At 31.5% G+C, this 24,977-nt stretch carries 17 protein-coding genes; 15 read left to right on the top strand and 2 right to left on the bottom strand.

Features of this window, described 5'->3' with window-relative positions; translation table 11 throughout:
- The first annotated feature begins 85 nt into the window (after positions 1–85).
- The 5 genes from OA85_RS03765 (at position 86) to OA85_RS03745 (ending at position 7,869) form a co-directional block, all read left to right on the top strand.
- Positions 86–2,785: a T9SS type A sorting domain-containing protein gene (locus OA85_RS03765; protein WP_039108156.1), complete on the top strand. Its 2,700-nt coding sequence runs from the start codon at positions 86–88 to the stop codon at positions 2,783–2,785.
- Between the two features lie 261 nt (positions 2,786–3,046).
- Entirely contained in the window at positions 3,047–3,793 is a 747-nt protein-coding gene (gene fabG / locus OA85_RS03760; RefSeq protein WP_035672321.1) for a 3-oxoacyl-[acyl-carrier-protein] reductase, read from the top strand.
- 67 nt (positions 3,794–3,860) lie between these two features.
- Positions 3,861–5,888, top strand: a complete 2,028-nt coding sequence (locus OA85_RS03755; protein WP_039108155.1) for a hypothetical protein — start codon at positions 3,861–3,863, stop codon at positions 5,886–5,888.
- A gap of 31 nt (positions 5,889–5,919) precedes the next feature.
- A complete protein-coding gene (locus OA85_RS03750) occupies positions 5,920–6,816 on the top strand; it encodes a LysR family transcriptional regulator (RefSeq protein WP_039108154.1) in 897 nt (298 codons plus the stop codon).
- A 135-nt stretch (positions 6,817–6,951) separates the two neighbouring features.
- Positions 6,952–7,869 carry a YeiH family protein gene (locus OA85_RS03745; RefSeq protein ID WP_369699881.1) on the top strand — a complete coding sequence of 306 codons (918 nt, stop codon included), beginning with the start codon at positions 6,952–6,954 and terminating at the stop codon, positions 7,867–7,869.
- Between the two features lie 21 nt (positions 7,870–7,890).
- Here OA85_RS03745 and OA85_RS03740 read toward each other — a convergent pair whose 3' ends face one another.
- Positions 7,891–8,622 (bottom strand): YoaK family protein, encoded by a 732-nt coding sequence (locus OA85_RS03740; protein WP_039108152.1) that lies wholly within the window; start codon positions 8,620–8,622, stop codon positions 7,891–7,893.
- Between the two features lie 95 nt (positions 8,623–8,717).
- Between OA85_RS03740 and OA85_RS03735 the strand changes: the two genes are divergently transcribed.
- Positions 8,718–9,716, top strand: a complete 999-nt coding sequence (locus tag OA85_RS03735) for a zinc dependent phospholipase C family protein (protein ID WP_039108151.1) — start codon at positions 8,718–8,720, stop codon at positions 9,714–9,716.
- Positions 9,717–9,772: 56 nt separating this feature from the next.
- Here the strand turns inward: OA85_RS03735 and OA85_RS03730 are convergent, their stop codons facing one another.
- Positions 9,773–11,872 carry an LTA synthase family protein gene (locus OA85_RS03730; RefSeq protein ID WP_039108150.1) on the bottom strand — a complete coding sequence of 700 codons (2,100 nt, stop codon included), beginning with the start codon at positions 11,870–11,872 and terminating at the stop codon, positions 9,773–9,775.
- Between the two features lie 201 nt (positions 11,873–12,073).
- On the opposite strand from OA85_RS03730, the gene OA85_RS03725 reads away from it, so the two are divergent.
- The 9 genes from OA85_RS03725 (at position 12,074) to hisC (ending at position 24,969) form a co-directional block, all read left to right on the top strand.
- Positions 12,074–12,736 carry a response regulator transcription factor gene (locus OA85_RS03725; protein WP_039108149.1) on the top strand — a complete coding sequence of 221 codons (663 nt, stop codon included), beginning with the start codon at positions 12,074–12,076 and terminating at the stop codon, positions 12,734–12,736.
- 5 nt (positions 12,737–12,741) lie between these two features.
- Positions 12,742–14,121, top strand: a complete 1,380-nt coding sequence (locus OA85_RS03720; RefSeq protein ID WP_039108148.1) for a cell wall metabolism sensor histidine kinase WalK — start codon at positions 12,742–12,744, stop codon at positions 14,119–14,121.
- A 73-nt stretch (positions 14,122–14,194) separates the two neighbouring features.
- The gene (locus OA85_RS03715) at positions 14,195–18,538 is read left to right on the top strand and encodes a CusA/CzcA family heavy metal efflux RND transporter (protein ID WP_039108147.1); all 4,344 of its coding nucleotides are present in this window, start codon (positions 14,195–14,197) and stop codon (positions 18,536–18,538) included.
- Between the two features lie 9 nt (positions 18,539–18,547).
- The gene (locus tag OA85_RS03710; RefSeq protein WP_039108146.1) at positions 18,548–19,666 is read left to right on the top strand and encodes an efflux RND transporter periplasmic adaptor subunit; all 1,119 of its coding nucleotides are present in this window, start codon (positions 18,548–18,550) and stop codon (positions 19,664–19,666) included.
- 7 nt (positions 19,667–19,673) lie between these two features.
- Entirely contained in the window at positions 19,674–20,792 is a 1,119-nt protein-coding gene (locus OA85_RS03705; RefSeq protein ID WP_039108145.1) for a VIT1/CCC1 transporter family protein, read from the top strand.
- Between the two features lie 72 nt (positions 20,793–20,864).
- The gene (locus OA85_RS03700; protein WP_039108144.1) at positions 20,865–21,395 is read left to right on the top strand and encodes a hypothetical protein; all 531 of its coding nucleotides are present in this window, start codon (positions 20,865–20,867) and stop codon (positions 21,393–21,395) included.
- A gap of 290 nt (positions 21,396–21,685) precedes the next feature.
- The gene (gene hisG / locus OA85_RS03695; protein ID WP_039108143.1) at positions 21,686–22,543 is read left to right on the top strand and encodes an ATP phosphoribosyltransferase; all 858 of its coding nucleotides are present in this window, start codon (positions 21,686–21,688) and stop codon (positions 22,541–22,543) included.
- Positions 22,544–22,631: 88 nt separating this feature from the next.
- Positions 22,632–23,924 carry a histidinol dehydrogenase gene (gene hisD, locus OA85_RS03690; protein ID WP_039108142.1) on the top strand — a complete coding sequence of 431 codons (1,293 nt, stop codon included), beginning with the start codon at positions 22,632–22,634 and terminating at the stop codon, positions 23,922–23,924.
- Positions 23,914–24,969, top strand: coding sequence for a histidinol-phosphate transaminase (hisC, locus tag OA85_RS03685; RefSeq protein ID WP_039108141.1), 1,056 nt, complete (start codon positions 23,914–23,916; stop codon positions 24,967–24,969). Before hisD ends, hisC begins: the two co-directional genes overlap by 11 nt.
- The last annotated feature ends 8 nt before the right edge of the window (positions 24,970–24,977 follow it).

Raw genomic sequence — 24,977 nt, 5'->3', positions numbered from 1 at the left:
ATTGAGAGCTTTTTATTTTATTTTAAATTAATTTAGTAAGAAAAATCTATTTATTTTTTTATATTTACATTAAAAATAAATATAAATGAAAAAATTCTACTTTCTATTTTTAACTTTTAGCTTATTTTCAATTGCGAGTGCACAGATTATTACTATTCCTGATGCAAATTTTAAAGCAAAATTATTAAACGCCAGTACTTTTAATTCAATTGCAACAAATAGTGCTGGCAATTCAATGATTATTGATACCAATAGCGATGGAGAAATTCAAATAAGCGAAGCCTTAAACGTCTCCAATTTGTACCTTAATAATTTCGAAATTTCAAATTTATCAGGTATTGAATTCTTTACAAATCTTATTATTTTACAGTGTACAGATAATAAATTAACTAGTTTAGATGTCAGTAAGCTGACCAAACTAGACAGTTTGTTTTGTTCTACTAATCTCATAACAAATCTAAATATTTCAGGATTAATTAGTTTAACTTCTTTGGGATGCGATGAAAATCAATTAATCAGTTTAAATCTAACGGGAACAGATAATCTTTATGTATTGCAATGTAATGACAATCTATTAACTGGACTGGATTTAACCGGTATAAGTAATTTAGATGTTTTACAATGCCAAAATAATAAAATTTCCACATTGGATTTATCAAATCAGAATAGTAGTCTTAGGTCTCTAGATTGTTACAAAAATAATTTAGTCAATTTGAATGTTGCTAATCTAAGTCAGTTGTCCTATTTAGAATGTTCTGATAATCAATTGACTTTATTAGATTTGACTGGTTTAGACAATCTTACAAATTTATTTTGCAGTGGAAACCAATTAACAAGTTTAAACGTATCAGGATTAAGTAATCTTCATGCTTTAAATTGCAATTCAAATAAAATTTCTTCTTTGGATTTAACTGGACAAACCAATTTAACGGATTTAGAATGTGGAGGTAATCAATTATCAAGTATAGATGTATCAGGATTACCTGAGCTTAAATATTTAGGATTTTGGAAAAATGAAATAACTACTATTGATTTATCTAATTCAACTAATTTAGAAGAATTGTACGCAGGTCATAATCCATTAGCACCTTTAGACTATTCGAAAATACCAAATCTCCAAAAATTATGGATTGGATATACACTGGTTACTTCACTTGATTTAAGTAGCTTAAAAAATCTTAATGGAATAAATGTTTCCAATTGCCCTAATTTAGAATTCATTAGTTTAAAAAACGGAACAATTGAAGATCTAACTTTTTTAGAAACTGATTTACCAAATATTCAGTTAGATGGCAGAAATTTTTATAACTGTCCAAAACTACAATACATTTGTGGGGATGAAACCGAATTAGAAGCTATTTCTCAAAAAATTTCAGGTTATAATTATACTAATTGTGCAGTGGGTAGTTATTGTTCCTATAATTCAGGAGGTGTAAATTATACTATTCAAGGAAAGAATAGATTAGATAGTAATAATAATGGTTGTGACGCATCAGATATTGCTGCTGCAAATATTAAATTTACCATTACTGATGGAACTACAACAGGAACTGTAATATCCGATTCATCGGGAAATTATGCTCTAAAAGTGCAAGAAGGTACTTATACAATTACTCCAATATTAGAGAATTTTGACTATTTTAAAATTTCACCAACATCAGTAAATGTTAGTTTTCCAACAGAAACGAGTCCATTTATTCAGGACTTTTGTATCACTCCAATTGCTTCCCATAAAGATTTAGAAATTACTTTAATTCCATTAGAAGCTGCGAGACCCGGTTTTGATACTAAGTATAAAATCATTTATAAAAACAAGGGAAATAGTATACAATCTGGCTCTGTAAATCAAACTTTTAACGATGCAGTTTTAGATTTAGTTTCAGCAAGTCCAGTTCCTTCTAGCCAAACAATGAATAACTTATCTTGGAATTTTACCAATTTGGCACCGTTTGAAACCAGAGAAATTTCTCTTACGTTAAACGTGAATACTCCTGCAGAAACACCAGCGGTAAATAATGGAGATATTTTAAGATATACCACAACAATCAATTCATTAGAAACTGACGAAAAGCCAATTGATAACACTTTTGATTTTAGACAAACAGTTGTGGGTTCTTTTGACCCAAATGATAAAACCTGCTTGGAAGGAGATGTAATTACTCCAAGTTTGATAGGGGAATATGTGCATTATTTAATTCGTTTTGAAAATACGGGAACTTATCTAGCCCAAAATATTGTGGTAAAAGATTTGATCGATTTAACCAAATTTGATATTTCAACTTTAGTTCCAACCAAAGCCAGTCATGACTTCATTACCAAAATATCCGATGGTAACAAAGTGGAATTTATCTTTGAAAATATCAATCTCCCTTTTGATAATGCAACAAATGATGGTTACATTGCTTTTAAAATCAAAACGCTGCCAACTCTTCTTGTAGGCGATTCTTTTACTAATGAAGCGAATATTTATTTTGACTATAATTTCCCGATTCTGACTAATAAAGCAACATCTACTTTCAAAACATTAGGTATTTCAGATTTTGAGTTTGCTGATTATTTTAATGTGTATCCAAATCCTGTAAATAATATTTTGAATATTGATGTGCAAAATACAATTGAAGTAGAGTCGATGGCTATTTATGATATTTTGGGACAATTGGTTATTGCCATTCCAAATGCAAAAAACATTTCAAAAATTGATTTTTCTAAACTAACAACTGGAAATTATTTATTGAAAATGAATACGGATAAAGGGACTTCAAGTACAAAGATTATTAAAAATTAAGTTTCAAATGTTACTTTATCTAATAGAATAATTAATTAATATGCCTGATTTTATTTTTTAAATAATTAATACAGAAAACTATAGCTGTTTAAATGTTATTGGGTTTGTAATTTTTTTTCAAACCACAATTATTGCTATATTTGACGGGTGTAAAATAGCCCTGATAGCAGTGGAAATCCTTTTATGTTTTTCTTTAAAATATAAAAGATTGAAACGAATAGCAGGAATAGCTACAAATAAAAATTAAACTAATTTTAGAACATGAAATTACTAGAAGGAAAAGTTGCCATAATTACAGGTGCAAGCCGCGGAATTGGAAAAGGAATTGCAGAAGTTTTTGCGAAACACGGTGCAAATGTTGCATTTACTTATAGTTCGTCAGTAGAATCAGCTTTGGCTCTTGAAAATGAATTGAACGCTTTAGGAATTAAAGCTAAAGGATATCAATCAAATGCTGCCGATTTTAATGAAGCACAAACATTTGTAGATGCAGTTTTAGCTGAATTTGGAACTGTTGATATTCTAATAAACAACGCTGGAATTACTAAAGACAACCTTTTGATGCGTATGTCTGAAGGAGATTTCGATCAAGTAATTGATGTTAATTTGAAATCGGTTTTTAATATGACCAAAGCGATTCAAAGAACTTTCTTAAAACAACGTTCAGGGTCAATAATCAATATGAGTTCAGTAGTAGGAGTAAAGGGAAATGCGGGTCAAACCAATTATGCGGCTTCTAAAGCAGGAGTTATTGGTTTTTCAAAATCAGTAGCTTTGGAATTAGGTTCTCGTAATATTCGTTGTAATGTAATTGCTCCAGGATTTATAGAAACAGAAATGACTGCTAAATTAAACGAAGATGTCGTGAAAGGATGGAGAGACGGAATTCCGTTGAAACGTGGTGGAACAACTGAAGATGTTGCGAATGCGTGTCTTTTCTTTGCATCAGATATGAGTGCTTATGTAACCGGACAGGTTATGAATGTTTGTGGTGGAATGCTTACCTAAAAAACAGGAATCAGTTTTCAGTATTCAGTAACTGATTACTGCAGATTGATGACTAAACGAATAAAAAATGACAAGAACTACTATTTTATTAATAATACTTTCTTTAGTAGTAGCCGGTAGTTTGTCATTTTACCACTATTTATACAAAGCCAAAAACAAATCTACAGTTAGTTTGTTTTTGGCTTTTTTGCGTTTCATGTCTATTTTTGGAATATTATTGCTGTTGATTAATCCAATAATAACTAAAAATACGCTGGAAACTGTAAAAACACCGTTACCAATTGTTGTTGATAACTCCAGTTCCATTTCGTTCTTGAATGCTAATGAAAAAGTATCAGAATTGTATCAAAAATTGATTTCGAATGCAGCATTACAACATAAATTTGATATTCAATCGTATCAATTTGATGGTGAATTTCAACAATCGGAAAAATTTGATTTTAAAGGAGCGCAAACCAATCTCGATGCCGTAGCCAAAAACCTGAAAAGCATTAATAAAAATGTAATTTTTCCAACCGTAATTATTACTGACGGAAATCAAACTTCGGGTAACGATTATGTTTATGGTTTTGATTCAGTTAATAAAATATTCCCATTAATTGTAGGCGATACAACCACTTTTTTAGATTTTAAAATTGACCAACTGAATGTCAATAAATATGCTTTTTACAAAAACAAGTTCCCTGTAGAAGCCTTTTTGCACTATTCAGGAACCAAAAATGTAACTGCGGATTTTATTATTTCACAAGGGAATTCGGTTTTTAGTAAACAACCTATTTCATTTTCGCCATCGAAAAAAACAGCTGTTGTCAATGTACTTTTACCCGCTAATAAAGTAGGCTTACAAGTTTTTAAAGCCACGATTTCATCTAAAGAAAAAGAAAAAAACACCTATAATAATACCAAGAATTTTGCCGTTGAAGTCATTGACCAGAAAACGAATATCGCTATTATTTCGGCTATTAATCATCCGGATATTGGTGCCTTGAAACATGCAATTGAAACTAATGCACAACGCAAAGTAACCTTAATTAAACCTAATGATATCAAAACATTACAAGATTACAATGTTTTAATTTTATACCAACCTACAACTGAATTTAAATCGGTTTTTGATGCTGCTAAATTAGCTGGAATCAACACATTCATTATTACAGGAAATAATACAGATTTCAATTTTTTGAATCAACAACAGAATAATTTATCCTTCAAAATGAGTGGTCAAAAAGAAGATTATTTGGCGGCATTTAATTCTCAATTTAATCTCTTTGCGATTGATAATATTGGTTTCGAAAATTTCCCTCCTTTGCAAAATCCTTTTGGAAATATAACTACAAATGGAAACGTTTCGGTATTGCTTTCTTCCAAAATAAGAAACATTGATACTAATGCACCTTTATTGGCTTTTACTGAAAATCAAGGCAAAAGAACGGCTTATTTTTTAGGGGAGAATAGTTGGAAATGGCGTTTACAAAGTCATATCGACAACCAGTCTTTTGATAAGTTTGATATATTTATAGACAAGATTATCCAGTATTTGGCTTCTAACAATTCAAAAAAATCATTGGTTGTTGCCCATGAAAGTTTCTATAATTCAGGAGAAGCAATTGAGATTTCCGCACAATATTTCAATAAAAACTATGAGTTTGATGAGAAAGCTCGTTTGACAATTGCTGTAACTAATACTAAAACCAAACAAACTAAAAATTACGATTTATTAAAAAGTAATAATTCCTATAAAGTCAATCTTGACGGACTTACAGCTGGGAATTATAATTTTTCGGTGAAAGAATTGAATTCAAAAACTACCTATTCCAATCATTTTGAAATACTAGATTTTGATATAGAAAAACAATTTGTTAACCCAGATGTAGAAAAATTGACACAATTAGCTTTGCAAACACAAGGAAAAGTCTATTTTCCGGATCAAATTGAAGGGTTAATAAAATCACTTTTGGATAATGAAGAATACAAAGCCGTTCAAAAGAATACTATGACCAAAACACCTTTGATTGATTGGGTTTGGTTACTTGTTTTAATTTCGATTTTTCTTTCAACCGAATGGTTTGTTAGAAAATATAACGGATTGTTGTAAATTTAAATTCCATTTAATAAAAATATAAATCATGGATTTTAGATTAAAAGTATTTTTTACTGTCGCCAATAGATTAAGTTTTACAAAAGCCGCAACGGAATTATTCATTACGCAACCTGCCATTTCTAAGCATATTCAAGAGCTGGAAGAACAATATAAAATCAAACTTTTTGAAAGAAACGGTTCGAAAATTTCACTTACCAATGCCGGTGAAGTATTGCTGAAGCACACTAAAAATATATTTGAAGTCTATAGAGAAATTGATTTTGACATGAGTGCACTAATCAATCAGCAAAAAGGATTACTTCGATTAGGAGCCAGCACAACAATTTCTCAATATATAATTCCGCCTCTTTTGGCCCGCTTTCATCAAAAATTGCAGGATATAAAAGTAAATCTACTGAACGGAAATACAGAGCAAATCGAAAAGGCATTACTGAATAAAGAGATTGAAATAGGAATTGTAGAAGGACAGTCTAAAAATCAATCTATAAAATACACCGAGTTTTTAAAAGACGAATTAGTTTTGGTTTGTAATAATACCAATCCTTTGAAAAACAAAGGACAAATTACTTTAGAGGATTTGAAAGACTTGCGATTTGTAACTCGGGAACATGGTTCTGGAACACTTGAAGTTATTGAACACGCCTTGAAATCTTTTGGAATCAATCTTTCGCAATTAAAAATTGAAATGCAGTTGGGAAGCCCGGAAAGTATAAAATCCTATTTAATGAATTCCGATTGTGTTGCTTTTATTTCTATCCACGCTATAGAAAAAGAGCTTAAAAATAACGAATTAGTTATTCTAGATATTGATGATTTTGTGATTGAACGCTTTTTTTATATCATTACTTTGCAAGGAAAGGTTGATGCATTATCAGAATTATTTATAAAAAACATATCAAGTCATTATAATTTAAAGTTATAGCAGATTGTTTTTTGCGATTAGTTAATACAGATTAATCCATCCACCTTTGTTTAGTAATAATTCAATTACTTTACAATGGAACCAAATCAAAAAGCAATTCAAAAGCAATCACCCCTATTTTTTAAAATAAGTGCAATGCAGCAGCAAATTATTTTTGTTACACTGCTATTGTTTTGCATGATTTCTGTTGTTTCGACACCAATTGCTTTATTGTTAGGACTGATTGTAGCGAATCTTTCTGGACATCCTTTTTTACATCTGAACCATAAAGCAACGAATATTCTTTTGCAGGTTTCTGTAGTAGGTTTAGGTTTTGGAATGAATGTTAACAGTGCTTTATCGGCAGGTAAGGAAGGTTTTATATTTACTATTGCATCTATTTTCAGTACTCTAATTTTAGGAACATTTCTGGGAAAATGGCTGAAAATTGAAAAGAAAACTTCTCATCTGATTTCATGCGGAACAGCAATTTGTGGCGGAAGTGCGATTGCAGCCATTGCACCGGTTATTAAATCAGATGAAAAACAAACTTCCATAGCTTTAGGAGTAATATTTATTTTGAATTCGGTTGCTTTATTTTTATTTCCAGCTGTGGGACACTGGTTGGATTTATCACAAAAAGAGTTTGGATTATGGTGTGCCATTGCTATTCATGACACAAGTTCCGTGGTTGGTGCAGCCAGTAAATTTGGACCAGAAGCATTGCAAATAGCCACAACTGTAAAACTAGCCCGAGCCTTATGGATTATTCCGGTAGCTTTAATTACCGCTGTTATTTTCAAAAATAAATCCAGCAAAATCAAAATTCCCTATTTTATTGGATTATTTATTTTGGCAATGGCAATGAATACTTATGTTCCACAAACGGCTATAGTTGCCCCATATTTGGTTTCAATTGCCAAAATTGGACTCACGCTAACTTTGTTTTTAATTGGAGCAGGATTGAATAGGAATATTTTGAAATCAGTTGGAGTAAAACCTTTGTTTCAAGGTCTTTTACTTTGGATATTTATAGCAATTGGAACACTGTTAACCATTATGTATCTTAATTAGAAAGGAATATTTAAAACAATATTAATGATTAAATTTCTTTCTTTTGATGGCAAAATAAGTGAGTCTTAAATAATCATAAAAAAGAGCAACAAACAGAAAAAAGGAAGCGATTAAAAGTGTTTTTAATTCCATTTTTTGATACATAAATCCTCCGGAAACACAGCCAATAAAAAAGAAGGAAATGATTGAAAAGCGTAAATAAATACTCGTTTTCAATTTTGTTACTTCATCTGCTTTTTTATAAAAAAATAATTGAGACAATTCGATTCCTAAATCAGTAAAAAGACCTGTTAAATGGGTTGTTCGGACTGTTGCCTGTGATATTTTTGTTACCAGGGAATTTTGAATACCCATAGCAAAAAGCATAAAAAAAGCGATTATTTTACCTTCGAAAATAGAAATATCAGATGGAGCTCCAAAAAGGGCAACACCAGTTAAAACTAAAATCTCCAAAGAAATGGGCACAACATGAGACAAATCGGGATATTTCCCTGAGACTAATTCGGATAAAAAGTTAGAAGTAAATGCCCCAATCAAGAAAAATATGGTAAAAATAAAAAAAGTTATTGCAGCTGAATAATTGTTAAGCATCAATTCTTCAGCAAAATAAGCAAAGTGTCCTGTGACATTAGTTGTCAATGTTTTTACCGCCAAAACTCCAGTAATATTAACAATACCAGCCACGAAGGACAGCAAGGTTGCTAAACGCAAATTGTGAATAAAAGTTCTGTTTTTTCCTTTGTGACGAAACATTTTAATTAATTTCTTTAAATTAACATAATCTTAAACCAGATTTCATTGAATTATATTTAAAAAAAATACATTTGCAGTACTAATAAATAAATATAATGAAAAATTTTAAAATTAAACCTACACTTATTGGGTTATCTACAATTGGAATTGCTTTTTTGCTGTTATCATGGGGTGTTGTTGGCCATGAACGAATCAATAGAGCCGCGGTAATGGCACTTCCAAAACCATTGCAAACTTTTTTCTACAATCATATCGATTTCATCACTCAAGAATCGACAGTTCCAGATTTAAGAAAATCTATATTGAATGATAAAGCCGAAGGACCTCGCCATTATTTTGACATGGAGAATTTTGGAAGCGTTGACAGCTTTCCTAAAACAATGGAAGCTGCAAAGAAAAAATACGATGAGAAATTTTTATCAAAAAATGGAACATTGCCTTGGTACATTCAAGAAATGATGGGCAAATTAACTAAGGTCTTTAAAGAGAAAAGAAAAAACGAAATTCTATTTATAGCAGCAGAACTTGGACATTACATAGGAGATGCACATATGCCTTTGCATACTTCTGACAATCATGATGGTCAAAATACCAATCAAAAAGGAATTCATTCTTTATGGGAAAGCCGTTTGCCTGAATTGTTTGTTAAGAACTATAAACTAAATGCTGATGAAGGAAAATATATTGAAAATGTTGACCAAGCAACTTGGGATATTATTTTTGATACCCATAGCTTAGTTGCTACTTTATTGGCTGCAGATAAAAAATTAAGAACTACGACTCCAGAAAACAAAATGTATGTCGTTGACGATGCTGGAACCATTTTAAAAAACAAATACAATGGCGTTTTATATTCGGATGATTATGCCACTAAATTTCACCAAGAGTTGAATGGGATGGTTGAAAATCAAATGAAAAAAGCAATTACTGCTACAGCTAGTTTTTGGTATACCGCTTGGGTAAATGCAGGAAAACCGGATTTAAGTAATTTAGATACTGAAGCACTTACCAAACGCAATAAAAAAGGGTTAAAACAAGATTCCAAATTATTTAAAAAAGGAGTACTTTTTGGTTTAGTAAACGATAAGGAATAATTTTAAAATCTAAAATAAAAAACGGGTAAGATTAGTCTCTTACCCGTTTTTTTATGCTAATTAATTTTCTGATATTTCTTTTTCTTCAACATATCCGAAGCCGTTTGGTAATAGGAAATGGTTTGGTTTACTAAATCAGTTCTTTCTTTTATCAAAGGGTTTTGGTCGTAATAAATTTGAAAATCAGGAGCTGTTTTTTGATCTTTTTTTAATGTCAATTGAAATTGCTTCACTTGCTGTTTTGGTGAAATAATCGTCAAAACATTATCTTTTATCAATCCTAAATCCTGATATGTTGCAATTAAAGCTCTTGGTTTATAGTCTGATTTTAAAACGTCCTCACCATAGAATTTACTTTGATAATTGAAATTCAACAATCCAAATAACGTAGGCATAATATCGATTTGTGACATCAAATTCGTGTAATGCTTTGGCTGAACATAACCAGGACTGTAAATCATCGCCGGAATTCTGTATTTATCAACAGGAAGTTCTGTTTTTCCAGCACTGGAAGCACAATGATCTGCAAGAATAACAAATACAGTATTTGCAAACCAAGGTTGTTTGCTCGCCATTTCGAAGAATTTCTTCATAGCAAAATCAGTATATTTTACGCCACCATCACGAGATTTTGCATCTCCGGGAATATCAATTTTATTATTCGGATACGTAAATGGCCTGTGATTACTAACCGTCATAATATGATTAAAGAACGGCTTATTTTCCTTTGCTTCCCCATTCATTATCTTGATAGCTTTGTTGTACATATCCTCGTCACAAACGCCCCATACATTTGCAAAAGTAATTTCTTCAGGAGTGAATGTTTTTTTATCTTCAATTCCATAACCGTTTCCAGTATAGAAATCTTCCATATTATCAAAAAAAGCATCACCACCATAAAGGAATTTTACATTGTATCCTTTTTGTTTAAAGATGTTTCCGGTCGAAAATTTGTTTTTATTATCTTCTCTTTTTACTACACTTTCGCCAGCAGTAGGAGGGAAACACAAAGTAACCGCTTCAAGACCACGAACTGTTCTATTCCCAACAGCGTAAAGATTCGTAAACAACAAACTTTTTGTAGCTAAACTATCCAAGAACGGCGTAAGATTTTGATCGTTTCCGTACATTTTCATAAAATCAGCGCTATAACTTTCGATAGTTATTAACACCACATTTTTATGGTTTTCTGCAGCAACGCTTTGAATTTTTCGCAAAGAAGTTTCACCTGAAATTCCAGGGATTTGTTCTTGCAATAACGCATAAGCTTCTTTTTCTGGGAGTGTTTTGTAGAATTTGAAATAGTCTAATTCACTGTTTTTAAAGGCTAAAAAGAACTTATAAATTCCATTTGCTTCTAATTCATTCGTGAAAATATTTTGAGAATTTTCCTGAGCGGATAAAAAAGGTATTGCCATTAAAGAGAGTCCAAATAAAGCCAGATAAATTCCCGATAATTGTATTTTTTGTACAAATGTTGGAATGCTTTCTATATAAGCTTTTGAACGTCTCACAATCACGTAGGTTATTAAACCTGAAACAATAAAAAGTGCGCTAAATATAGGAATAACTGGATACGACTGCATAATATTCCCGATAACTTCATTGGTGTAAACCAAATAATTTACGGCGATGAAATTGTATTTTACACCAAATTCATTCCAGAAAAAGTACTCACTAATTCCATTTTGCAAAATCAAAACTACGTATAAGAAAATGACAAACGAGAACAACCAGAATCTAATTTGGCTTCGGTATTTTGGCAAAAAAAGTAACAAACCAAATAAAATTGTTTTTATAGCTATAAAAGCAATCCCAATTGTTGGCAAAGCACCTCCATATTCATTAAGAATGGTATTGCCAAATGAAACGTACAACAACAAGGCAACTAACAATCCGAAAAAGACATAACCATATGGTTGCAAGTACTTTGAATTAGATATAAAAATAAGATACAACCATAAAAAACCGCTAACCAGTACAAAAATGAAAAAATCAGAGATTAGTCCAAATCCAAATATTTTAATAATATCAAGAAAACCAAATGAGCTTTGGGTAATGGGATGAAATAGTAATACTATTCTTAAAACGATGCTTACAATAATATAAAAAAGCATAAGATTGTAAAATGGAGAAAACTTTTTTGAAAGCGTCATTAGGAGTTATTTTTTTACAAAAATAGTAATTTGAAACAATAAAAGCATTAAGTACTAGGTGTATTCCATTCTTAATTTTGGCTTAAGAAGTTGATCAAATTATAAAATTGACATTTATTTTAAACTAAATTTGTAATTATAATCGCATCTTTAGATAGTTTGCTGCTTAGATTACATTCAAATAGAATTAAATAAAAAGAAATGCACATTTTAATAGTAGAAGATGAAATCGGGATTATTCAATTTCTTCAACAAGGGTTGGAGGAAGAAGGCTATCGGATTACAAGTGCTTTAGATGGTTTGAAAGGGTTTGAATTAATTCAAAAGGAGAATTTCGACTTGATTTTATTAGATTGGATGCTTCCAAAAATGACTGGATTAGAATTATGTAAAGCGATTCGGTTGAAAAATACGGAAACGCCTATTCTTTTTTTGACTGCCAAAGATACCATTCAGGAAACTATTGAAGGTTTAAAAGCCGGAGCGAATGATTATATCAAAAAACCATTTAGTTTCGATGAACTTTTGGAACGAATTAAAATTCATTTTAGAAATCAAAAAGAAGTAGAAATACTTAGTCTTGGTGCAATTGAAATTGATGTTGTTAAACATCTTGTTTCAGTCAATGCCAATGAAGTTAACTTGACACAACGCGAATTTCAATTGCTGCATTATTTAGTAAAAAACAAAGGAAAAGTTTGTACCAGAACCCAAATTATTGAAGATGTATGGGATATTCATTTTGAATATGATACGGGAGTAATTGATGTTTTTATGAATTCCATTCGCAAAAAGCTAAATTTAAAAATTGAAGAAGATTTTATAAAAACCATACGCGGTGTTGGATATATTGCTAATGATTAATACAAATGGGAACACTTTCTTTCAAAAATAGAATCGCTTTTAACTATATCATAACTACAGCTTTATTAATTTTTGTTGTTTTTTTTGGGATATTCTCTATTGTAAAGTATAGCGTCTACAGTCATATTAATAATGATATTAAAAGTGAAGTAAGTAAGCATTTAACTGAAATTGAAATAATTCAGGATCACATAGGTCTTACCCATGATCATGAATGGCTTGAAAGAGAACATAATACAATTGCAATAAATCCTGTTTTTGTTCAGTTTTATGACATGCATGGATTAATTGGAGAAAAATCACCGAATCTAAAAATTAAATCTTTAAAATTTAATAAAAACGCGACTGATAATCAGTTTTTTGACACGAAATTAGTAAACAAGTCAATTCGTCAAATTCAGGTTCCAATTTATCAGAATTCAAATAAAAAAGGATATTTGGTCATTGCAATGTCACTTGAAGATGCTCAAATGGTACTCAAAAACCTATCAAATACACTTTTAATTTCGTACCCAATAATTCTAATTTTACTCTTCATTATAGCCCGATTTATAGCTGGAAGAAGTATAAAACCGATAAATTCTATTATTGAAACGTCAAATGTTATTACAAAAGACAATTTGAAATCCAGGATTCCTTTACCACAAAATAAAGATGAACTTTATATCCTTTCGGAAACCATCAATAATTTGTTAGATAGAATTGAAAATACAATCGAAAGAGAAAAACAATTTACATCAGATGCTTCCCATGAATTAAGAACTCCATTGACAATAATTAAAGGAACTTTAGAAGTTTTGATTAGAAAACCTCGAAATCATGAGGAATATGAGGATAAAATTAATTTTTGCGTTAACGAAGTCGATCGTTTGAATAGTATAGTAGATCAACTGCTATTATTGGCTCGATTTGAAAACCAAAGACAAAGTTTAAAAATTGAAAAAGTTTATTTAAATGGAGTAATCTTAGATACAATTTCCCGATATTCGAATAAGATACAATCTAAAAATATTCATGTTTCATTCGATTTTAAAAAAGAGTATTATATAAAAAGTGATGATTATTTAGTATCGATAATTATTAATAATTTGATTTCAAATGCTTTAAAGTATTCTAAGGAAAATTCTAATTTAAAACTCAATATTTCAGATAATTATGGTAACGTTGAATGCCAAATTACCGATTATGGCATAGGAATTCCTTCTGAGGATTTACTCAAGGTTTTTGATCAATTTTATCGTTCAAGATCAAATGAACATATTGAAATTAAAGGAACTGGATTAGGTTTGTCAATTGTAAAAAGACTATGCGCTTTGCTAAATATTGATATCAAAATCTCAAGCCAGGAAAATATTGGAACTACCATATTCTTAAGTTTTCAATAAGCATATCTTAAGTAGTTCTTAAGCTACAAATTCCTTTTTCATTTTACTTTTGTATAATAAAAAAAAGATTAAAATGCTCGAAAAAATTATTGCTTTCAGCTTAAAAAACAAACTCATAGTTTTACTCTTTACGATAGGAGTTTTTTTATTCGGATTATTTTCTGTTTTCCAAATTTCTATAGGTGCAGTTCCTGATGTTACTAACAATCAGGTTCAGGTAATTACAACTTCCCATAATCTTTCAACACAAGATATTGAGCAGTTTATAACGTATCCCGTTGAAATTGAAATGGCTAATTTACCTGGAGTTAAAGAAATTCGTTCCATTTCAAAATTCGGATTATCAGTAGTTACGATAGTTTTTGAAGACGATTTAGGAACCTATCTTCCCCGACAATTAATCGCAGAGAAAATCAAAGCTGCAACTGAAAAGATTCCAGAAGGTTTTGGTACTCCCGAAATGGGACCAATTACGACAGGATTAGGGGAAATCTATCAATATACACTAGAAGTAAAACCTGAATTCAAAAATCAATACTCCGTTACTGATTTGAGAACACTTCAGGATTGGGTGGTGAAACGACAATTATCAGGAATTAAAGGCGTTGTAGAGATAAATACCTGGGGTGGTTATCTAAAACAATATGAAATTGCCATATTGCCTTCCAGCTTAAAAGCAATGAATATTACTACTGGTGATATTTTTACGGCATTAGAAAAAAATAACAGTATCGCTGGTGGTGCTTACATCGAAAAAGTAAATCAAAGCTATTTTATTCGGGCCGAAGGAAAGGTAAAATCAATTCAGGATATTGAAAATATAGTTGTTAAGAACGTAAATGGTTTGCCTGTTTATGTCAAAAATCTGGCGCAAGTTCGTTACGGAAATGCTAATCGTTTTGGAGCAATTACTGGAAACGGTGAAGGCGAAAAAGTTTTGGGACAAGTCATGATGCTAAAAGGAGGAAACTCGAAACAAGTTATTTCAGATGTACAAGACAGAGTTACCGAAATTCAAAAACATTTGCCGCAAGGCGTTTATATTAACGGCTTTTTGGAAAGAAGTGAATTAGTGGGGAAGACTACTTTAACAGTTGCCGAAAACCTTATTTTAGGATGTCTTATTGTGATTTTTGTAGTGGTTTTATTGTTAGGAAACTGGCGCTCCGGTTTGGTTGTGGCTTCTGTAATTCCATTGTGTCTATTATTTGCAATTTCATTGATGAATATTTTTGGGATAGATGCTAATTTGATGAGCTTGGGAGCAATTGATTTTGGAATTATAATAGACGGAGCTGTTATTATTGTTGAATTTATTGCCTTTCAAATCGCTAGTAAATCTGCAAATCTTGGAAATTTGTCCAAAGAAGAGCGTCAGCTGGAAATTGACCAAATCACGTATAAAAGTGCTTCCAAAATGATGAATTCAGCTATTTTTGGTCAATTGATTATTTTGATTGTTTTTATTCCAATTCTTTCTTTATCAGGTATCGAAGGTAAAATGTTCAAACCTATGACAATGACATTTAGTTTTGCTTTGGTTGGAGCCATGATATTTTGTTTTACTTATGTTCCTGTTGTTTCTTCGTTGTTTTTAAAACCTACAATAGAAAATCCGAATTCCTTTTCGAACCGATTAATCCAAAAATTAAACTCCTTTTATGTGCCTATAATTATTTGGGCTTTGGCCAATACCAAAAAAGTAATGTATGGTGCAATTGGATTATTATTTATGGCAATCGCTTTATTTACAACAATGGGAGGAGAATTTATCCCAACGCTAGACGAAGGTGATTTTGTGATTCAACCCGTTCTTAAAACAGGAACTTCATTGACAAAAACTATTGCAACAACGACAAAAATCGAAAAAATAATTCTCAAAAATTTTCCCGAAGTACAGCAAGTAGTCAGCAGAATTGGTGCTGCCGAAGTCCCAACAGATCCAATGTCAATGGAAGAAAGTGATGTTATTGTGAAGCTAAAACCAAAATCAGAATGGGTTTCGGCTTCCAGTAAAGATGAATTGGCCGACAAAATTAAAAGCGCTATTGAAAAGCAAATTCCAAATATGGACATTGAGTTTACACAACCCATAGAAATGCGTTTCAATGAATTAATTTCAGGAACACGCTCAGATGTTGCAATTAAAATATTTGGAGAGGATTTAAATGTCTTGGCACAAAAGGCTCATGAAATTAAAGTTGCTATTAAAAATGTCGAAGGAGCATCTGATATAATTGTCGAAAAGACAGAAGGACTACCTCAGATGGCTGTAGTTTATGATCGTTCAAAAATTGCCCGTTATGGTTTAAATATTGCGGATTTGAATGAAACAATTGCGCTTGGTTTTGCGGGAAAAATAGTTGGAAATGTCTTCGAAGGAGAAAAGCGTTTTGATATGGTTATTCGTTTGAATAAAACAAAACGTACTGATATAGAAGATTTACGAAACCTATATGTTTCAATACCAAACGGAGAACAAATTCCGTTGAGCGAATTAGCGTCAATTGAATATACAGAAGGTCCTGCCAAAATTTCCAGAGACAATACAAATCGTAGAATTGTTGTGGGCATCAATGTTCGAAATCGTGATTTACAAAGTGTAGTGGCTGATATTCAAAAAATTGTTGATGCAAAAATCAAACTTCCTGTGGGTTATTATGTAAAATATGGTGGCCAATTCGAAAATCTTCAAAGTGCAAAAGCCAGATTAATGATTGCAGTCCCTATTGCCTTATTGCTGATTTTTATTCTTCTATATTTTGCTTTTGGAACCATCAAAGAAGCATTAATGGTTTATACCGCGATACCGCTTTCAGCAGTAGGAGGCATACTGTTCTTATGGATTAGAGATTTACCTTTTAGTATCTCGGCAGGTGTTGGTTTTATTGCGCTTTTTGGAATTGCGGTTCTGAATGGAATTGTACTTATAGAGCATTTTAAAGAATTAAAACACAACGGAGAAATGAAAGATATGGATGAATTGATTCTAAAAGGCACAACCGATAGATTGCGTCCGGTATTATTGACCGCTTCAGCAGCTGCATTAGGTTTTTTACCAATGGCTATTTCTTCATCAGCAGGGGCAGAGGTACAGCGTCCATTAGCAACGGTAGTTATTGGCGGTTTGTTTACGGCAACTATTTTAACCATGGTCGTTTTACCTGTTTTGTATAAAGTTTTTGATGGAAAAGAATTTAAGAAAGCTAAATTTAAGCATAATAAAGCAACTTATATCATGCTCTTATTATTGGCTTCATCAATGGCTTTTGCTCAAAATTCAAATACTAATGAACCAGAATTGAAAAATTTAATCAATAAAGCAATCGAAAACAACAAAGGCTTGAAATCGGCCCAGTTGCAGGTGACCAAAATGAAAGAGAACATAAAAACGGCTTATACATTTGACAAAACCAATATTTATTACAGTTATGACCAAAATAATTTAGCTTTAAACAATGAACCTTTAAAAGTCTTTGGAGTACAACAACGATTTGCTTTCCCAACAGTTTATGGAGCACAAAAAAAGGTGTATTCAGCTGAATATGATAAAGAAAAAGCCAATTTTGATATTCAAAAAAACAAACTCGCTTTTGGCGTTTCAAATCTGTATTATCACATTGTTTATTTACAAAACCAAGCAGTTTTGTATCACTATTTAGATAGTTTGTACCAAAATTTTTCTAAAGCCAGCGACAGGCGTTTTGAATTGGGAGAAACGAATTATCTGGAGAAAATTACAGCTCAATCTAAATTTAGAAAAATTAGAACGATGCTCATTCAAATTGAGAATGATAAAAAAGCACAGTATGAAATGTTGCAATCTTTGGTGCAAACAGAAGAAAAAATTGAAATAAAAAATAAAATAATAACACCAATTAATAATTTAACTAACGAAACAAGTAAATTATACTATTCTACTTATTTAGAAAGTGTTACTGAAAATTATAAAAATCAAATTAATTTGCAAAAACAACATTGGCTGCCTGATATAAATGTGGATTATTTTCAAGGTAAAAATAACGGTTTGTCACAATCGTTGTATGGTTTTCAAGTTGGTTTGGCTGTACCAATATTATTTTCTGGGAATGTTTCTAAAACTAAAGTTGCTCAGTTAGAATTACAAAGTTGGGAACAACAAAAGCAAAACGAAGAGCTGAAAATTGATAAATATATTGCTCAAAAAAATAATGAATTAGCTAAATACCTAGAAGCCATTAATTATTACAATCAATATGGTAAAAAATTATCTGATGAAATTATCAAAGTCGCCAATAGCAGCTACAAAAATGGTGAAATTGATTTTTTTCAATACATCCAGAGTTTAGAAAATGCTACTACGATTCAAGTAGACTATTTGGACACTATTTTACAATTCAACAAGACGCAATTAGATTTAGAATACCTTAATTTTTAATATTTACAAATGAAAAAATCAATTTATATAGTCGCTTTATCCTTTATTTTATTTTCTTGCAAAGAAACCAAAACGGAAGAGCCAACCCCAAAAGACGACGGTTTTATAACAGCCACAAAAGAGCAATTTCAATCTTCAGGAATGGAAATTTCCAGTCCTACTGAACAAGACTTTGACGTAACAGTTAAAGCTTCGGGGAGAATTGATGTTCCGCCACAAAACAGGGCAAAAGTCACTACTTTTATTGGTGGTTATGTTAAATCAACAAAACTTTTAGTTGGCGACAAAGTGACTAAAGGTCAGGCTTTATTGACATTGGAAAACACGGAATTTTTAGATATTCAAAAAGATTATTTGGAAGTAGCGGAGCAAATCAAATATTTAAAATCAGAATACGAACGTCAAAAAACATTGTATGACGAAAAAATAACCTCACAAAAAAACTACTTAAAAGCAGAAAGCGAGTACCGACGTGCTAAAGCGATGCATCAGAGTTTAAAGGCCAAATTAGTACTGCTAAACATCAATCCATCTCAGGTTGAGAAAGGGAAGTTGACCTCAATCATAACTATTTTTTCCCCTATTTCAGGAGATATTGTGATTATGAATGCCAATGTGGGAATGCTTATGAGTCCATCAGATGTTATTTTGGAGATTGTTGATACAGACCATTTGCATTTAGAATTAGCCGTTTTTGAAAAAGATATTTTGAAAGTTAAAATAGGACAGAAAATTAAATTTCAAGTACCTGAAGCTTCAAAAGAAGAATTTAATGCCGAAGTACATTTGGTAGGAAAATCAATTGAGGGGAATGATAGAACTATTAATATTCATGGACATTTAGATGATGCCATTAAACAAAAATTACTAACAGGAATGTTTGTCGAAGCTGAAATTATAGTAGATTCTAAAAAAGCTTTAGCAGTACCAACCGATGCAATTATCACTGAAAACAACAAAAATTTCGTACTTTTATTGAAGACTGATAGCAACAATAAATATTCTTTCAAAAAAATAGCGGTTACTACAGGAGAAAAATCTGGAGAATTTGTTGAAATTTTGCCTAATAGCACAATTAATTCATCTTCAAAAATATTAACAAAAGGAGTTTTTGATTTAGTCAATTAAAATAAATATGGATTTAAACAAACTAAAAGATCAATTACAAACAGAAGTAGATACTGCTTTTTTGTATGATAGTATTGCAGCAATTCAATCAGATGATAATCTTACAAGAGTTTTACGAGGATTATCAGATATAGAAAAAGGTCATGCTAAACACATGCTAGATAAAGTATTAACTTTTGAGCCGAATTACAAAATGCCTTTACCTTCAGGAAGAGCTAAATTTCAATTGAAACTGGGCAAATACTTTGGGTACACTTCTATTATTAGCAGCCTTTCAAGCATAGAAAAACAATTTGCGGTTAATGCAATAAAAAACAAAATTGAAAGCGGAGAAAAGCCAACAGGTTTTGAACACAATCACCTCAATATTATTGAAGCCGTAAACAACAATGCAGCACTAAATGTTTCAGGTAGTTTTTTATCTAAATTTGAAAGCAGACATAAATCGGTTGGCGGTAATGCATTACGGGCTGCAGTTTTAGGTTCTAATGATGGATTGGTTTCTAATATGAGTTTAGTTATGGGAGTTGCTGGTGCGGCAGTTTCTAATAATACGATATTATTAACTGGGATTGCAGGACTTTTGGCGGGAGCAATTTCAATGGCTTTGGGTGAATGGCTTTCGGTACAAAGTTCCAGAGAACTAAACCAAAGGCAAATTGACTTAGAAACAGAAGAACTGGAAGCGTCACCCGAAGAAGAGAAAAAGGAACTGGTCTTATTGTATCAGGCCAAAGGAATGAATATTGAAGAAGCTAAAAAATTAGCTGAAAAGGCATTCGAAAATCCGCAAACAGCCATAGATGCAATCATTACTGAAGAATTAGGTATTGATAAAGAAGAATTAGGTGGTTCTGCTTGGGAAGCAGCTATAGCTTCTTTTGTCTTATTTTCAATCGGGGCGATTATACCATTGTATCCTTTTATGTTTTTAGACGGAAAAAATGCGATTCTATTGAGTGTTGGAAGTAGTGTTGTCGGCCTTTTTGGGATAGGTGCTGCAATAACCTTATTAACAGGAAAAAGCATTGTGTTCTCTGGGCTAAGGCAAGTATCTTTCGGATTGGTTGCAGCTGCGGTAACTTACGGAATTGGTTCTTTAATAGGTGTTTCATTAGCTGGATAAAAATGAAATAATTATGTTTCGAATAAAATCGATATTATTGTACTAACTTTTAAACCTTAAACAAATTATATTATGAATGATGCTCACTTGCACATGGTCGTTAACCATTTTCCAATTATCGGGACCATTTTTGGCCTTGGAATTTTAATAATCGGAATTATTTTAAAGAATAATTCGGTAAAAAATACCGCTTATGTTTTATTCATTGTTGCTGCACTTTTTGCTCTTGCAAGTATGGCAACAGGTGATGGAGCAGAAGAGTTGGTTGAAGATATGCCTAATATTGGGAAAAGAATAATTCACGAACATGAAGAAATAGCCGAAAAACTGGCAATCGTATTGTATTTACTTGGAGCCATTTCAATTTTAGGAATCGTTTTAAATATAAAAAAACATTCTAAAGCTAAATTTATCTCTTTTGTAGCGGTTATTGTGGCAATTGTAGGTGTCTATTTAACAACTTTAGTTGGAACTTCAGGTGGTGAAATTCGTCACACTGAAATTAGAGAAGAGAGTGTCGATTCAGCTGTTAAAAATAGTGTTGATTCAGAAAAAGAAGCTCCTGTTTCTAATAAATCAGAGCCAAAAGAATACGATAGATAGTATTAATTTAACAATAAAATGACTTTAAGTTAAATTAAAAATTGGATTATAAATCATTTATCTCTTATATTTGCAGAAGAATTTAAGATCAATACAATTACACAAAACATGTTAACAAATAAATTACATCATCATCATTTTCATTATTGCTCTCAAGCGATGTGTTAATGTTATGTGTGTAAATCATCATAATCTAAAAACCCGTTTGAGTACATCAAGCGGGTTTTTTATTGCCTAATATTTGTACTCAATCATAATATTCTAAACAAAAAAACAAAAACTAAACAAAAATGAGTACACTAAAAATTGCAATTCAAAAATCAGGTCGTTTAAACGAAGACAGTATCCAAATTCTAAAAGATTGTGGAATTTCTATAAACAATGGAAATGACCAACTTAAAGCATCAGCTTCTAATTTTCCTTTAGAAGTGTTGTACTTAAGAAACTCCGATATTCCTCAATACTTAATTGATGGAGTTGTAGATGCAGCAATTGTTGGAGATAATCTTTTGGTTGAAAAAGGAAAAAATATTGAAGTTGCGGAAAAATTAGGTTTTTCTAAATGCAAAGTTTCGGTAGCAGTACCTAAAAATTTCCAATACAATTCGGTAAAAGATTTGGATGGATTGCGAATTGCTACTTCATATCCAAATACTGTTTTAGACTTTTTTAATTCTAAAAATGTAACTGTTGATTTGCACCAGATTTCAGGTTCGGTAGAAATAGCTCCAAATATTGGTCTTGCCGATGCGATTGTGGATATTGTTTCTAGCGGTAGTACTTTGTTTAAAAATAATTTAAAAGAAGTAGAAGTTATTTTTAAAAGTGAAGCAGTTTTGGCTATTTCTCCAAAAATAACAACTGAAAATAAAGCTATTTTAAACAAATTGCAATTCAGAATCCAATCCGTTTTAAGAGCGCGTAAATCAAAATACATTTTGATGAATGTACCAAATGATAAAATCGAGCTTATCAATAAAATTTTGCCAGTATTAAAAAGTCCAACCGTAATGCCTCTGGCACAAGAAGGTTGGTCAAGTGTACACACCGTTATTGAAGAAGATCGTTTTTGGGATGTTATTGATCAATTAAAAGAAGCTGGAGCCGAAGGAATTTTAGTTTGTCCTATTGAGAAAATGGTCCTTTAAAAGTTTTAAATTATAACGTATTCTATTTAAGAATTCATTACGAACTTTGCAAAAAACCTTTGTGAACTTTGCGGTTAAAAACAATACAATGAATAAAATATACAATCCAAAACCAGAAACTTGGTCTTCCATTTTAGAGAGACCTACTAAGACTGTTAATGATATTGAAGCAACAGTAAAAGAAATTTTCAAGGAAGTACAAAAAAAAGGTGATGTTGCTGTTGCAAAATACACGTCGCTTTTTGACGGTGCATCAATCGAAAAGTTAGAGGTTTCTAAAGCTGAAATTGAAGCGGCTATTGCATCCATTTCTTCCGAATTAAAAGAAGCAATTCAACTGGCAAAGTCAAACATAAAAAAATTCCATTCTGCTCAAAAAACAGAAAGAGTAGCAGTAGAAACTATTGAAGGAGTAAATTGTTGGCAGGAAAAAAGACCAATCCAAAAAATAGGATTATATATTCCTGGAGGAACCGCTCCATTATTTTCTACCGTATTAATGCTTGCCGTACCCGCAGAAATAGCAGGTTGTAACGAAATTGTTTTGTGTTCTCCTCCGGATAAAAACGGAAATATAAATCCAGCTATTTTGTATGCTGCAAATTTATGTGGTGTAACTAAAATTTTGAAAGTAGGAGGGATTCAAGCTATTGCCGGAATGACTTTTGGAACAGAAACGATTCCTAAAGTATATAAAATATTTGGCCCTGGAAATCAATTTGTGACGGTAGCTAAACAATTGGCAACACAATTTGGCGTGGCAATCGATATGCCTGCCGGTCCATCTGAATTATTAATTGTTGCAGATGATACTGCTGTTCCAGCTTTTGTAGCATCTGATTTATTGTCTCAAGCAGAACACGGAGCTGATAGTCAGGTAATTTTAGTTTCCACATCAAAAAAATTAATTGATGCCGTTGAAAATGAAGTTCAAATACAAATGGATTTACTTCCAAGAAAAACGATTGCTGAAAAAGCAATTGCTAATTCTAAATTGATTTTTGTAGAAAACGATACCATTGCCTTAGAATTAATCAATGAATATGGCCCGGAACACTTTATTATTTGTTCTGAATTTGATGATTTTTATAGCAATGGCGTTCATAATGCGGGTTCCGTTTTTATAGGTAATTATACACCTGAAAGTGCTGGTGATTATGCATCAGGAACTAATCATACTTTACCAACAAATGGTTATGCCAAAAATTATAGTGGTGTAAATCTGGATAGTTTTACGAAAGCGATGACTTTTCAAAAAATAACCAAAAAAGGAATACAAAATATAGGAAAAGCAATTGAAATCATGGCTGAAGCCGAAGGATTACAAGCGCACAAAAATGCTGTTACATTACGATTAAAAGCAATTGAAAATGGAAAATAATTTCAATATAAATAATATAGTTAGAGAAAACGTAAAGCAATTAAAACCCTATTCTTCGGCGCGTGATGAATTTGAGGATTTTGATACTGCTGATATGATTTTTTTGGATGCTAATGAAAATCCGTTTGAAAATGGAGTGAACAGGTATCCGGATCCACAGCAAATGAGTGTAAAAGGAATTTTGGCAAAACAAAGAAATGTCAAAACGAATCAAATATTATTGGGTAACGGAAGTGATGAAGTGTTGGATTTATTATTCAGAGCTTTTTGTGAACCAAAAACAGATAACGTAATTACTTTGCCTCCAACATACGGAATGTATGGTGTTTTGGCTAATATCAATGCAGTTGATAATAAAGAAATTTTACTCTCAGAGGATTTTCAACCGCAAATTGAGAAAATCATGGAAGCTGTTGATTCAACTACAAAAATCATCTTTTTGTGTTCACCAAATAACCCAACCGGTAATTCATTTTCGGATGAAAGCGTAGCCTATTTGTTAAAAAACTTCAATGGTTTGGTTGTAATTGACGAAGCGTATATTGACTTTTCAGAAAAGGAAAGCTGGATCAATGAATTAGACGAATATCCTAATTTGGTGATTACTCAAACACTATCAAAAGCGTATGGTTTAGCGGGAATACGTTTGGGAATTTGTTATGCTTCTGCGGAAGTAATTTCGGTTTTAAATAAAATAAAACCACCATATAATGTGAATGAGCTAACTCAAAAAAGAGCTTTGGATAGGTTAGCTAATTCAGAAAAAATAAAATCTGAAATTGAATCTATAATAGAACAAAGAGATAAATTACTTAAAGTATTACTTAATGTAGATTTTGTTAATATTATCTATCCAACCGAAGCCAATTTTATTCTGATAAAAGTGGATGATGCCAATAAAAGATATGATGAATTGATTGGTAAAGGAATCGTCATTAGAAATAGAACTACCCAACCATTATGTGATAATTGTTTACGCTTGACCGTTGGAACCGAAATAGAAAACAAAAAATTAATAGCAGCATTACAAAGCCTAAACGCTTAGTTTAAATA

Origin of the sequence: Flavobacterium sp. AED, from assembly GCF_000812945.1 — a bacterium.
Taxonomy (GTDB): domain Bacteria; phylum Bacteroidota; class Bacteroidia; order Flavobacteriales; family Flavobacteriaceae; genus Flavobacterium.
The sequence above is the reverse complement of the archived record's forward strand: the minus strand, read 5'-3'. Positions and strand labels throughout refer to the sequence as shown.